General features: G+C 43.3%; 13 protein-coding genes and 1 pseudogene. 7 read left to right on the forward strand and 7 right to left on the reverse strand.

Annotated elements, in window-relative coordinates:
- Positions 1-27 precede the first annotated feature (27 nt).
- From BMZ78_RS07805 to BMZ78_RS19130, 3 genes are all read right to left on the reverse strand, one after another.
- Positions 28-1,101 (reverse strand): NAD(P)H-dependent flavin oxidoreductase, encoded by a 1,074-nt coding sequence (locus BMZ78_RS07805; RefSeq protein WP_245739781.1) that lies wholly within the window; start codon positions 1,099-1,101, stop codon positions 28-30.
- Between the two features lie 12 nt (positions 1,102-1,113).
- Positions 1,114-1,536 (reverse strand): hypothetical protein, encoded by a 423-nt coding sequence (locus BMZ78_RS07810; RefSeq protein WP_093229348.1) that lies wholly within the window; start codon positions 1,534-1,536, stop codon positions 1,114-1,116.
- Between the two features lie 193 nt (positions 1,537-1,729).
- On the reverse strand, positions 1,730-1,900 hold the full coding sequence (locus BMZ78_RS19130; RefSeq protein ID WP_341849631.1) for a DUF1360 domain-containing protein: 171 nt from the start codon (positions 1,898-1,900) through the stop codon (positions 1,730-1,732).
- A gap of 72 nt (positions 1,901-1,972) precedes the next feature.
- On the opposite strand from BMZ78_RS19130, the gene BMZ78_RS07820 reads away from it, so the two are divergent.
- On the forward strand, positions 1,973-2,494 hold the full coding sequence (locus BMZ78_RS07820) for a hypothetical protein (RefSeq protein WP_175482358.1): 522 nt from the start codon (positions 1,973-1,975) through the stop codon (positions 2,492-2,494).
- Positions 2,495-2,764: 270 nt separating this feature from the next.
- The gene (locus tag BMZ78_RS07825; protein ID WP_245739783.1) at positions 2,765-3,211 is read left to right on the forward strand and encodes a M67 family metallopeptidase; all 447 of its coding nucleotides are present in this window, start codon (positions 2,765-2,767) and stop codon (positions 3,209-3,211) included.
- A 119-nt stretch (positions 3,212-3,330) separates the two neighbouring features.
- Here the strand turns inward: BMZ78_RS07825 and BMZ78_RS07830 are convergent, their stop codons facing one another.
- The 4 genes and pseudogenes from BMZ78_RS07830 to BMZ78_RS07845 form a co-directional block, all read right to left on the reverse strand.
- Positions 3,331-4,077: a DUF3888 domain-containing protein gene (locus BMZ78_RS07830; RefSeq protein ID WP_093229351.1), complete on the reverse strand. Its 747-nt coding sequence runs from the start codon at positions 4,075-4,077 to the stop codon at positions 3,331-3,333.
- A gap of 629 nt (positions 4,078-4,706) precedes the next feature.
- Positions 4,707-5,408, reverse strand: coding sequence for a transposase (locus BMZ78_RS07835; protein ID WP_093229352.1), 702 nt, complete (start codon positions 5,406-5,408; stop codon positions 4,707-4,709).
- A gap of 38 nt (positions 5,409-5,446) precedes the next feature.
- Positions 5,447-5,977, reverse strand: a pseudogene (locus tag BMZ78_RS07840) (transposase); the annotation flags it as partial.
- A gap of 291 nt (positions 5,978-6,268) precedes the next feature.
- Positions 6,269-6,679 carry a cupredoxin domain-containing protein gene (locus BMZ78_RS07845; protein ID WP_175482360.1) on the reverse strand — a complete coding sequence of 137 codons (411 nt, stop codon included), beginning with the start codon at positions 6,677-6,679 and terminating at the stop codon, positions 6,269-6,271.
- Between the two features lie 200 nt (positions 6,680-6,879).
- On the opposite strand from BMZ78_RS07845, the gene BMZ78_RS18535 reads away from it, so the two are divergent.
- The 5 genes from BMZ78_RS18535 to topA all read left to right on the forward strand — a co-directional run bounded on the left by BMZ78_RS18535 (position 6,880) and on the right by topA (position 13,024).
- Positions 6,880-7,014 carry a YqzM family protein gene (locus tag BMZ78_RS18535; RefSeq protein ID WP_139203293.1) on the forward strand — a complete coding sequence of 45 codons (135 nt, stop codon included), beginning with the start codon at positions 6,880-6,882 and terminating at the stop codon, positions 7,012-7,014.
- 345 nt (positions 7,015-7,359) lie between these two features.
- Positions 7,360-8,526, forward strand: a complete 1,167-nt coding sequence (sucC, locus tag BMZ78_RS07850; RefSeq protein WP_093229357.1) for an ADP-forming succinate--CoA ligase subunit beta — start codon at positions 7,360-7,362, stop codon at positions 8,524-8,526.
- Between the two features lie 45 nt (positions 8,527-8,571).
- Positions 8,572-9,477 carry a succinate--CoA ligase subunit alpha gene (gene sucD, locus BMZ78_RS07855; protein ID WP_093229359.1) on the forward strand — a complete coding sequence of 302 codons (906 nt, stop codon included), beginning with the start codon at positions 8,572-8,574 and terminating at the stop codon, positions 9,475-9,477.
- Between the two features lie 211 nt (positions 9,478-9,688).
- Positions 9,689-10,783, forward strand: a complete 1,095-nt coding sequence (dprA, locus tag BMZ78_RS07860) for a DNA-processing protein DprA (RefSeq protein WP_093229360.1) — start codon at positions 9,689-9,691, stop codon at positions 10,781-10,783.
- Between the two features lie 162 nt (positions 10,784-10,945).
- Complete coding sequence (topA, locus tag BMZ78_RS07865; protein ID WP_093229362.1) at positions 10,946-13,024, forward strand: type I DNA topoisomerase; 2,079 nt, start codon at positions 10,946-10,948, stop codon at positions 13,022-13,024.
- Positions 13,025-13,034 lie beyond the last annotated feature (10 nt).

The following is a 13,034-nucleotide window of genomic DNA, read 5'->3' on the forward strand; positions in this document are numbered from 1 at the left end:
TATATGACTCTTTGTTTCGCCATCGATTCACCCTAAAATGTCCTCTGCTTCTTTCACGATTTCCTGGATCATTTCTTGAACGCTCTGCCCTTGTTTCAATAGTCGGGTGCCTTGTCCAGCCCACATTGACATATATTGTGGCTTTTTTTGCTGTGTGGCTGCTTTGCGAATTTCCGATGTCAACGTATGTTGGCTTGGGAAGGGCAAGGGTTCAATCCCTGTTGCTTCAAATTGTTCGACAAATGCATTGCGCAGGCCACGTGCAGGGCGGCCAGTGAAGGCTGTGGTAATGGTTGTGCTTTCCTCGCTACTGTTGAGAAGAGCTTCTTGATAAAGCGGATGGGCTCCTGATTCGATCGCAGTCAGGAAACGGGTTCCCATTTGTACACCCTGGGCTCCGAGAGCGAGTGCGGCGATCAGGCCTCTGCCATCCATGATACCGCCTGCAGCGACAACAGGCACGGGCACATGGTCGACGACTTGGGGAATTAGGGAAAAGGTACCGATGTTTGCTCCGAGTGGATGCCTGGTGGTGTCAAAGGTGCTGCGATGTCCACCTGCGTCACTTCCCTGGGCAACGATGAAATCGGAGCCTTTTTCAGCGGCCTGGATCGCTTCTTCGACGGTTGTGACCATGGTAGAGACCAGCATGCCTTGTTTGTGGGCTTCCTGAATCACTTCATCTGGAAAAATACCAAGTGCTGAACTGATGACAGGGACTTTTTCTTCCAGTAATACTTCAATTTGCCCTGTCAAATGATTGGGTGTTTGCAGGGTTTGGGAAGGGGATTTGATGTCCAGTTCGTTGTAAACAGGACGAAGAGCGGTTTGTACCTCTGTGATGCGCGAAAAGTCATCTTTCATTTCAAGGGCGAACAGATTGACAGCAAATGGTTTTTGGGTCAGTTGACGAATGGAGCGGATGGCTTGACGGATTTCTTCAGGGGCCATATAAGCAGCGCCCAGTGTTCCCAAACCTCCCGCTTCGGATACAGATGCGACCATTTGCACAGTGGTAGGACCTCCGGCCATCCCTGCCTGGATGATGGGGTAAGTGATGCCCAGTAAATTGCATAATGGGGTATGCAGTTGCAACTTCACGATCATCACCACTCAGTTTGGATTGGCTATGTACTCGGGAAATTCTCTGATAAAAGTTTGGACAACACTTTCATATTCTTCATCAGGGATTTCCAAAATTTTATCTTCTCGAATCTCAAAGAAGTAGAGCTGCTCTGTCGGATTTTCCTGAGGGTAGTACATACCGATCAGCTTGCCGCGATATTCAAAGGTGGCACCCAGGACCGCCTGAAAAGCACCTTCTTCTGTTTCGAGCTGTTGAAAAAAGATGGGACTGATTTGATCCAGGACGATTTCGGTATAGGTTTCGCCCGGATAGCGCAAATACAGGGTGTTATTTTCTTCGTGGACAACATAAATCTCCTTTTTTCGTTCTTTCTTCCATAGCAATAACAGATGCTTCACATTTTGATGAATAAACAGATATTGATAAGGGGTTTGAAAGCGGATTTCCAAGATCATCCCCTCCGCCACATTCGGATTTGATTTCATCTTATCATAACGAAACAGAAAAAAATATGAGGCCGCTCTACAAACCCGGTATATAACGGAATCTTTAGACGGATAGCAAACGAAAAAAATCGGTTCCTTTCGAAGGTCACTCCTGATCGAACAGAGGTCGTGACCGAGAAAAGAACCGATACCCGGGTTACCCAAGATACAGCTTGGATTCAATGAAGGAGGCCGCACCGGCTATAGCCAGGACGAGATGAAGGGGAAAAGAGGCCGGAACCCATAGATACAATGCGACAAGTGCCAGGGATGACCAGATACCCATACACCAGTGCAACTTAACAGCAACCCCATCCAATAACGCCATCCTGAGCCGTTGATATCGATATTTCGAACCACCTGTCCGGATGGATCGGGTTCATAGGTGACTTTCAAAAGCGTGTCGGAAAAACAAAAAGATGAGAAGGTCAAGCGCAAATTGTTGGAACAAAAAAATGAGATCATTGCATGGTATAAATGGAAAGAAAAGGAGTATAAACAACTGGTTGAATATAAAGATGAAGAATACCGATTGTTATTGGAAGAAACGGACAAAAAGGTAAAGCGGCTCGAAGATGAATTGACAAAGTGGAAAGAAAGGGAGCAGAGTCTCAGGAATGCATTGAAAATTAAAGATGGCATTTTACAACAATATCTGAAGGCAAATCATTTTCAAAACGACAATCGATCGCATCCGGTCCTGTCTGATCCAGAACATTCCAGGAGAATTTTCAGTCGGAGAAAAATGGGCTTGGATCTGCACCCAAACCGGATGTCCATGGTGACTTTGGGTGATGTTTTCGAATATACATACCCTAGAAAAAGAAAGGGAGACGCAAGCAAAAACGGAGACGAAAGCAACCTGGCAACCAAAAAAACATTTATCAGTGGATTCGAGCCAGATACAGTACTCCCCTTATAAAAGTACCCATAATAGCGAAAGCAGACCCACTCCTTCGCAAAGTGTATACACCAATTATCAAATGATGGAAAACCTTGCACGCCGGATGGCCAATCAGAAGTCAACGCCTTCTTACCCGCAGAAAGGTCCTTCTCCAGTGATGAGCCATCAAGGTTCACCTCAAAAAAACCAGGTTCAACCTTTGTCAGCCCATGCAAAATAATGCTCGGCTCGTCCGCCCAGTGCCTCAACCAGCACAGGGGCAGTCGCAAAAGCAACCGGTTGCCCGGCGTGGTGGATGTTGCGGTAAAAAAGCTCCATCCTAACAGAACTTTTGTTGATGATTTGGTATTCAGTCCAAACGTTTATACCACCATGATTCAACACTGTCTTCAGGAACGCCCCCGAGAGGCCTGTGGACTTTTATCAGGAAAAGGAAAAAAGGCTTGTACACTGTGGCCCATGACCAATGTGCTGCAAAGCCCTCATGCATTTGAAATGGATATCAGACAGATCAAAGCGGTTTTTCGGCAAATGGAGGGAAAAGGAGAAAAGTTGGTGGGAATTTACCATTCTCATCCCACAGCACCTCCATATCCATCCCGAAACAACGTGGTTCATGCCAACTACCCAGAATCTGCGTATGTGATTGTATCTCTCTCAGGAGTAAAGCCGGAAGTTCGCTGTTTCTGTATCCTGAACCAGCAAGTGATTCCGATTCAGTATCGCATCACCTAAAGGGCTTCAATGAATCTGTCTTCTGTCATAGGCACTTGCATCCATTCGCCAGGCCAAAGTTACCCACTTTCAGCTTGGTCGATTTGCAAGTGTTTTTTGTTTTTCTGTGAGTGATGGGCTCACATGTACCAAAGTAACTCCTTTTTCATCTTTTTACCTGGTTTTTTCTTTTGTTCCATTACTTTCCAAATGTTCTTTTCTTTTTGCAGTACATAGAGCACATTGGTTCCATCGGCAAGCTTAAACAGAATATAAGCTTGATCCCCCTTGATATAGGTAACAGGGTTGATAACGTTTTTTTCAGGTGGTGTAATTTCTTTATTGATAATGTTGGCCTGAATGGACCTCACAATGTCAATCAGCGATTTTTCCTTCACCCTGTACAATAATTGTCCATAGCGGTAGAAGGTAAAAGTTTGCAACTTCAGGTCAAAGGCCTGAATGAGATCAGTAAGGGCGTCTTGGTAAAATCGATGGATTCGTTTCTCCCATTCATCGCCCTGATGCTGATACCCAATCACTTTGACCCCAAAAGGACTGACATTGAGTGTAATCGTTTCTTTTCCATAAGGAGGGGAGTGGGCATGCTCAAACGTTTGCACCATTAATTTCACATTGAAATCATATCCTCCTTCTTGCAAACGTTTGATTTCCAGAATCCTGGCATCCCACAGAGAAAATTGTTTAAATTCCTTATAATAATCATTTACTGCCTGATTGAGGTAAGGCGTCAATGCAGTAATTAGTGTATCTTGAATCAGCGTGTAGGAGGGTTTGGGTTTTTCATTTTCAGCCTGCAGATGTGGCGATGGTACAATAAGTAAAAGTAACAGTCCCATTGCAGACAAAACAGCTTTTTTGTACATGATAAAACACTCCTAATGTAATGTTAGAAGTATTTTATCTAGAAAAGTTGTACTTTATGTTGTTTGGACGGGTGTATCATTTCAAATGATTAAAAACCTTCCAGCAACCTTATCGTCATGGAAAAACGAGGCTGATCGATTGACACTCCACACGGCTGAAGCCGTGGGATTCTTGGGTCGTTAGCGTCCGCAGTCCGTTTCCGTTTTGGACAACGCCCAAGTTTAGGGGTGTGTCATCACCCCATCCCATGCAGTTCTACGGCACCAAGCCGCATGTACCCACATGGGCGGCATACCTGTTACCAGTATGCTAGTTCCTTTAATTCACTCTCATGGTTTTACCTGGTAGGAGACTTTTCGCTACCAGAACCTCATACCATGACGTCCACAGGAATATTCGACCTACTACCAGTAGGATGAGCACCGCTCATATGTTTGGTTATATAGAAAATTGTTGCTCTAAGCAATCCCATGATGGGATTACCGAGCAACGCCGTCTTTCATCCCACGATTCAAGGGGCTGTTGACAAAATGGATTGGAGATAAAGATAACCAATCCATTTTGTATTTTTGGGCTCTACTAGAGCCCAAAATTGCTTAAATAAATATTTTCTGTTTACTAATCTTACTTATACTAATGCTTTTATCATCCTTTTTAAGTTTAATGCCATTGCCGAAAAGAGGCATTGTTCTTGAACATTTTTAATGCCTCTCTTAAGTGTTCTACTTAGATTATGTAATTGCTTAAGAGTCCCAAACGTTCCCTCACACCAGATCCTACGTAGTCTTTGGAGTTTTTTATATTCGATAGTAAGGGAGTGTTCTCTATTTTGTTCCAAAAATTCATAAAACAATGGTTTTTTGAACGTTTTTGCTCTAGTTGCTTTTCCAAAACATTTAAAGCGCAGCGAACATTGATTACATTGATCTGCTTTAGCAGAATATATTTTTCTATAACGCTCTTTATCACTAGGGTATTCTAAATGAGTAAAAACGAGATGGCTTCCTTCGGGACAAGTAAATTGATCAGTTTGATCATTATATATAAATCCATTAGAAGAATGGTTTATTTCAAGAGGAGAAATAAACCCTTTTATTTTCAATGTGCTTAGTTGTTGATGGATGATAGAGCTATCATAACCTTTATCAGCTACGACTTTCTTAATGGGTAACGGATACTTTTGCTTTTGGATCTTAAGAAGATCAATAAATGGATCCTTATCACTTACGTTTCCTGGGGAAACGTAAAGGTCGGTAATTATTCCATGTTTACAATCAATACTAGCATGCCCAAGATAGTAGAATCCTTTCAGTTTATTTGGTCGACTCATCCATCCTGCATCAGGATCTGTTTTGCTTTTGATTACTTCTACTTTCTAATATTTTTCTTTATTTGGCGTTGTACTCCGCGTTTTTTATATCCTTTAACCTCTCGCTTTCGTTGTAAATTCTCTTCTATCTTTTTTACCTCATCTTCTAATTGAATAAGATAATCAGATGGCTTTTTATCTATCTGAACTTTCTCAACTTTTTCTGGTGAAGCATAGGTTTTAATATGTGTTGAATCTACTACTACAATTTCTCCAGTTACAAGTCCTTTTTCGATACAAAGTTGGACAATATGATCAAATATATCTTGAAAAACTGTACTATCTTTAAATCGTCTTCGACGATTTTGACTAATGGTGGAATGGTCAGGTACTTTATCTTCTAAACCTAAACCCAAAAACCAGCGAAATGCTAAATTAACTTTTACTTCCTCTTCAAGTCGTCTCTCTGAAGGGATTCCATAAAGATAACCAATTAATAACATTTTGATGAGAAGGACAGGGTCAACCGATTTACGTCCTACATTTGAGTAGAGATACTCAACTTTATCATAAATAAATGTAAAATCTACATGTTGTTGAAGAGTAAATGATTTTGTGGAACAAAATCATCTAAGTTTACAAAAATAAATTGACTTTGTTTGAATTCATCTCTTCCCATCATATGGAATCCACCTCCAAAGAATAAAACGTGTAGATCAATTCTACACGTTTTAACAAAAATCCCTTTAATTTGTCAACAGCCCCTCAAACCGTGGGCTTTCAGACAGCATTTCTGTAAAGTCCATTGCTCCATTCAACCTCGTTTTTTGGAAAAGGGATTACATTCATGTTTGTATGTACACGCATTGCCATTTCGAGCGCTAGTTCACCACCGTGATATATCCAATCATCGGTCCATGCTGTTGATGGGTATAGTGATTGTGACAGATCAATTCATAGGTTCCCGGCTCTTTGGCTTGAAAAGTTACCGTTGTCGTTTCCCCTTTTTTCACTTTTCCTTTGATTTGGAGCTTGGGAATGGAGAAGGCATGTTCTTTCCCGTGAAAGCCATGCAAATGTAAAGCAACCGTTTCCCCTTTTTTGACGATAATCTGACCAGGATCCCAGCGGTACACCTCTGCTTCTTGTCCATTGATTTTGGTCTTGTATTCAACGGTGAAGAGATGGACATCACGAACGGGTAAAGGGTTGGCAGCCGCATAAGCTGGTATGGCAAAAAGGAGTAAAAAGGCAAAGACACTTACGTGTTGATAAAATCGTGACAAACGCATAAGATCATCTCCTGTTTTTATTATCATTATGGGTAAGTCGACCTTTTTTTATCATGATCATGAGTCGTTCCCCTGTTTCAATTTCCATGGATTTGTCAGATTCCTGTGGAAGCATATCATTTTCGATTGGGATAAAGCGTGATATACTTGGTATGATATATAGAAACTGTGGTTGCAATGTTTGAAGAGGAGGGTTTTCAATGAGCAATCATCAAGATGTACGTGAAGAAGAAAGATATGATGCATTGTATGGAGTAAAAGGATTTAACTGGTCCTTTGGGATCCTGTTCCTCGTCTTTATTATCGCGACAGTTGTAAAATACATGATGGATTAATGGGAAAATCACTTGTGATGAACAGGCTAGAAAACTAGTCTGTTCTATTATTTATGACTGGAAAAAGTCCATTTTTCTTTTTTAATGGAAAAGAAAACGTTTGCCATTAACAAAAGAAACCATCCCAGGTCAAATCATGCCAAATTTACATGTTATCTATTTCATGCGTGAAAAAACACTGCATTGAAATGGTTGGCAAATCCCCTTGCCATGCGCTATACTTGCTTTTGAGCCAAACTGGCGATGGAATGGATTTTTTCTTTTTTATGGATATTTTTACATAATGGTTAGCGAGTTTGGCAGAATGGATTCATGAAGTAAATGACTTTGATTGGAGGATCGGGAATGAACGTACACGAGTACCAAGGTAAACAGGTCCTGAAGCAATATGGTGTAACGGTTCCAAATGGACATGTTGCGTTTACAGTAGACGAAGCAGTAGAGGCTGCCAAAAAACTGGGTGGAGACCTTTGGGTAGTGAAAGCCCAGATCCATGCGGGTGGACGCGGAAAAGCAGGTGGAGTGAAACTGGCTCGTAGCCTCGATGAAGTACGTCAATATGCCAGTGAGCTTCTTGGCAAAATTCTCGTAACCCATCAGACGGGTCCGGAAGGAAAAGAAGTGAAACGCCTGTTGATCGAAGAAGGTTGTCCCATTGAAAAAGAGTATTACATTGGTGTGGTGATCGATCGTTCGACCGGCCGGGTTGTTATGATGGGTTCCGAAGAAGGTGGAATGGAGATCGAAGAAGTAGCCGCCAAATCCCCGGAAAAAATCTTCAAGGAATATATCGATCCGGCTGTAGGCATGATGCCATTCCAGGCTCGTCGTTTGGCATATAACATCAATATTCCAAAAGACAAAGTGAACCAAGCCGCTAAATTCATGTTGGGCTTGTACAATGCATTTGTGGATAAAGATTGCTCTTTGGCAGAGATCAACCCACTCGTTACCACCAAAGATGGTCGGGTTATGGCTTTGGATGCAAAACTCAACTTCGATTCCAATGCCTTGTTCCGTCAAAAAGATATTGTCGAATTACGTGACCTGGATGAAGAAGATCCGAAAGAAGTCGAAGCGTCCAAGTATGACCTCAGCTACATTGCGCTGGATGGAAACATCGGTTGTATGGTAAACGGTGCGGGCCTTGCCATGGCAACGATGGATATCATCAAGCATTATAATGGTGAGCCAGCCAACTTCCTGGATGTAGGTGGCGGCGCAACCGAAGACAAAGTGAGAGAAGCTTTTAAAATCATTCTGTCCGACAAAAATGTAAAAGGAATTTTTGTCAATATCTTCGGTGGAATCATGAAATGTGACGTGATTGCTTCCGGTGTAGTAGCTGCTGCTAAACAAATTGGATTGGATCGTCCGCTGGTGGTTCGTTTGGAAGGTACCAACGTTGAACTCGGTAAGAAAATCCTGAATGAATCCGGTTTGGATATTGTGGCAGCAGATTCCATGGCAGATGGAGCGCAAAAAATCGTTGAATTGGTAAAAAACGCTTAAGCAAGGAATAATGACCAAATCGAGAAAGAAAGGCGGGTCTTTACGTTGAGTATTTTTGTAAATAAAGATACCAGAGTCATTACTCAAGGAATTACAGGCGCAACTGCGCGTTTCCATACCAAACAGGCGATTGAATACGGAACCAAAGTCGTTGGTGGTACATCCCCAGGTAAAGGCGGAACCATGGTTGAAGGCGTTCCTGTTTTCAATACTCTTGAGCAGGCAGTAAAAGAAACGGGCGCAAACGCCTCCGTGATCTATGTATCGGCACCATTTGCAGCTGATGCGATCATGGAAGCGGTCGATGCAGAATTGGACTTGGTTGTCTGTATTACAGAAGGAATTCCAGTACTGGATATGGTAAAAGTAAAACGGTACATGGAAGGAAAGAAAACACGCCTCATCGGTCCAAACTGCCCAGGTGTCATTACCCCCGGTGAGTGTAAAATCGGAATCATGCCTGGATATATTCATACACCAGGACATGTTGGTATCGTTTCGCGTAGTGGAACCCTTACTTATGAAGCAGTTCATCAATTAACCACCCGTGGTATTGGTCAATCCACTGCCGTGGGAATCGGTGGAGACCCTGTGAATGGAACCAACTTTATTGACTGCTTAAAAGCGTTTGAAGAAGATCCAGACACCAAAGCGGTCATCATGATCGGAGAAATTGGCGGAACCGCAGAAGAAGAAGCAGCTGAATGGATTAAGGCAAACATGACCAAACCGGTTGTTGGCTTTATCGGTGGACAAACTGCACCTCCTGGAAAACGGATGGGACACGCAGGTGCGATCATTTCCGGCGGTAAAGGAACAGCAGCAGAAAAAATTGCCACTTTGGAAAGATGCGGTGTAGCGGTAGCACCTACCCCAGCGGTTATCGGCGAAACCTTGGTACGTGTGTTGGAAGAAAGAGGACTGCTTGGCGAGTGCATTACAAAGAACTGAGAAATTGAAAAAAAGGAACCACATCGGTTCAAGAGGCCGTTGACAAACCCGGTTTTCCTTTTCCAGTTGAACGACTTCTTGCTCGATTTTAAGCAACGGGAGTGAAACGGAAAAGGAAAACCGGCATAAACGGAAATTTTGTCAACAAGCTGAGGAACCACATCGGTTCCTTTTTTCATTCAACGATATTGGAATAAATTGGGGGAATAGGATGAAAATACAAGATGGATTGATCGCTTTAAATCAGATTGATGGGATCGGATGGCATACCATTCACCGGATGCTGGAATGGGGTTGGTTACCGGATCAGGAAATATCCCCAGAGTTAACTGATTACTTGCGCATGAACAAAACTTCCAAAAATAAAATTGAGCATTTGCAGAAAAAGTGGAATCCCCATTTTATCAGACAAGTGGTCACCGACTTAAAGCGAAGAAACATCATTCCACTGACCCCCATGGATGAAACGTATCCAGAGCTGTTAAAAGAGATAGCCCAACCGCCATGGGTCCTTTATGTGAAAGGAGATATACATTTATTATCAGATCATTGCATAGCCGTGGTAGGAACGAGGAAACCTTCTGCTTATGGCATTCGGACTACCCGCTATCTGTGTGAAGAGATCGCTCAGGCAGGGTGGGTGATTGTGAGTGGAATGGCACATGGGATCGATGCAGAAGCCCATCGGAGCGCTTTACAGGTGCAAGGAAAAACGGTTGCCATATTGGGGACAGGCGTGGATGTCATTTATCCGAGAAATCATCGTTTCCTCTATGAAGAATTGATAAAAAAGGGTGCAGTGGTCTCGGAAATGCCACCGGATACCCAACCCCATCCGGGATTATTTCCGCGGAGGAATCGCATCATCAGTGGACTCAGTCATGGAACTGTCGTCATTGAAGCAGCCAGGCGCAGTGGGTCGCTCATTACCGCCGATTACAGCATGGAACAGGGAAGAGAAGTGTTTGCAGTGCCTGGATCCATCATGGTAGAACAAAGTCAAGGGACATTGCGCCTCATTCAACAGGGAGCGAAGTGCATAACCAGTGCGCAAGATATATTTGAAGAATTTCCATACATCTTGCCACAGGAAAAAGAAAAAAAGAGTTCATCCATTGAAAGCACATTAAACGCAAATGAGCATAAACTTCTACAATATATCTCACAGGATCCGATCCAGATGACAGAATTGATCGAACGGGTTGCTCCAGCCATGACCATGGGAGAAATTCACCAGGCGATTCTGTCACTGCAACTCAAGCAGTTGATTGTTCAGTTGCCTGGATCTTACTATGTACGCCAGTAGACAAAACGAATCGTTTGCGATCGGAGTGAAAAGAAGAAGTGAAAGCTTGCCGAGCAAGTTCAAAATTTGGTATTGTAACAAATACGAGTGTGAACCAGGGAAACAATAGGAAAAATACTCACTTGAAATAGATGAGAAAGCGTACGAGAGGAGGTAATGAAAATGGCAGATTCGCTCGTTATTGTCGAATCACCAGCCAAAGCAAAAACCATTGGCAAATATTTGGGCAAAAAATACATTGTGAAAGCATCAATGGGCCATATACGTGATTTGCCAAAAAGTCAATTAGGGGTAGATGTAGATAATCAATTTGAACCGAAATATATAACCGTACGCGGAAAAGGGGATGTGCTCAAAGAACTGCGGGATGCCAAAAAGAAGGTGAAACGTGTTTATCTGGCGGCAGACCCTGATCGTGAAGGAGAAGCCATCGCCTGGCATTTGGCGCATAGCCTGGATTTGCCGATCAATGAGAAGTGTCGGGTTGTTTTTAACGAAATTACCAAACAGGCGATCGTCGAAGCCTTTAAACACCCACGTCAAATCAATATGGACCTGGTCAATGCGCAACAGGCCCGAAGAATTCTTGATCGCCTCGTTGGTTATGGGATCAGCCCATTGTTATGGAAAAAAGTAAAGAAAGGCCTTAGCGCCGGACGGGTACAATCGGTTGCAGTGAAATTGATTATTGACCGGGAACGGGAAATCCGTGAGTTTAAACCCGAAGAGTACTGGACAGTGACGGCTCATTTGCTATCTGGCAAAGAGAAGTTGGAAGCGAAGTTTTACGGTTATGAAGGAAAGAAAGTTGAACTTAAATCACAAGAAGATGTTGAAGCGCTTCTGGTCGAAATCAAAGGCAAGCGATTTATCGTGGAGTCGATCAAGGAAAGCGAAAGAAAGCGTCAGCCTGCTCAACCCTTTATTACAAGTACACTGCAGCAGGAGGCAGCACGAAAGCTGAATTTCCGTGCGCAGAAAACGATGGCCGTTGCCCAGCAGTTATATGAAGGAGTCGATATTGGAACAGAAGGAAGCGTTGGGTTGATTACCTATATGCGTACCGATTCGACACGCATTTCCGAGGTGGCACAGAAAGAAGCAACCGATTATATCAAGCAAACCTTTGGAAATGCCTATATCCCAAAAGAACCTCGTACACATAAAAAGAAAGAAGGAGCCCAGGATGCGCATGAAGCGATACGCCCCACTTCGGTATGGCGGACTCCGCAGATGCTGAAAGATTATTTGACGAGAGATCAGCTTCGTCTATATAAATTGATCTGGGAACGGTTTGTTGCCAGCCAGATGGCTCCAGCCATTTTGGATGCCGTATCTGCAGATATTCGAGCAGGTAGGGCGCTGTTTCGGGCGACTGGTTCGAAAATCAAATTTCCCGGATATATGAAGGTATATGTGGAAGGCAATGATGATGGCAAAAAAGCGGATGAAGATGAGAAATTCCTGCCGCCCCTTACCCAGGGGGAGACGCTGAAACGGGAAAAAATTGAACCGAAACAGCATTTCACCCAACCACCTCCTCGCTATACAGAAGCGAGATTGGTGAAAACGCTGGAAGAAAAAGGGATTGGACGCCCGAGTACGTATGCCCCTACACTGGACACAATTCAAAAGCGCGGATATGTGCGTTTGGAAGAAAAACGATTTGTTCCCACTGAACTGGGTGAAATCGTGATCCAGCTGATGGAAGAGTTTTTCCCTGAAATTCTCAATGTCGAATTTACGGCTCATTTGGAAGAGGATCTGGATCAAATTGAAGAGGGAAAAGCCGATTGGATTCAGATCCTGGACCAGTTTTATCAACCGTTTAAAGAGCGCCTGACTTTTGCTGAAGAGGAAATGAAAGAAGTGGAAATTGCTGATGAAGTTTCCGATGAGACATGTGAAAAATGTCAGAGCCCGATGGTCTACAAGTTCGGGCGTTTCGGAAAATTTCTGGCTTGCTCTGCGTTTCCGGAGTGCCGTTTTACAAAAGCGATTTTGAAGTCAACGGGTGTTCCCTGTCCAAAATGCCACCAAGGAGAAATTGTGGAGCGCAAATCGAAAAAGAACCGTTTATTCTATGGATGCAATCGATATCCGGACTGCGACTTTGTCTCTTGGGATAAACCGGTGAATCGACCTTGTCCCAAGTGTGGCAGCCTGATGGTTGAAAAGAAGAAGAAAAAAGAGACCGCCATTGTTTGTACCAAGTGTGATTATGAAGAAATCAAAACATAAGGGGTTGAAC

The sequence above is a fragment of the Thermoflavimicrobium dichotomicum genome (assembly GCF_900114055.1).
Taxonomy (GTDB): Bacteria; Bacillota; Bacilli; order Thermoactinomycetales; family Thermoactinomycetaceae; genus Thermoflavimicrobium; species Thermoflavimicrobium dichotomicum.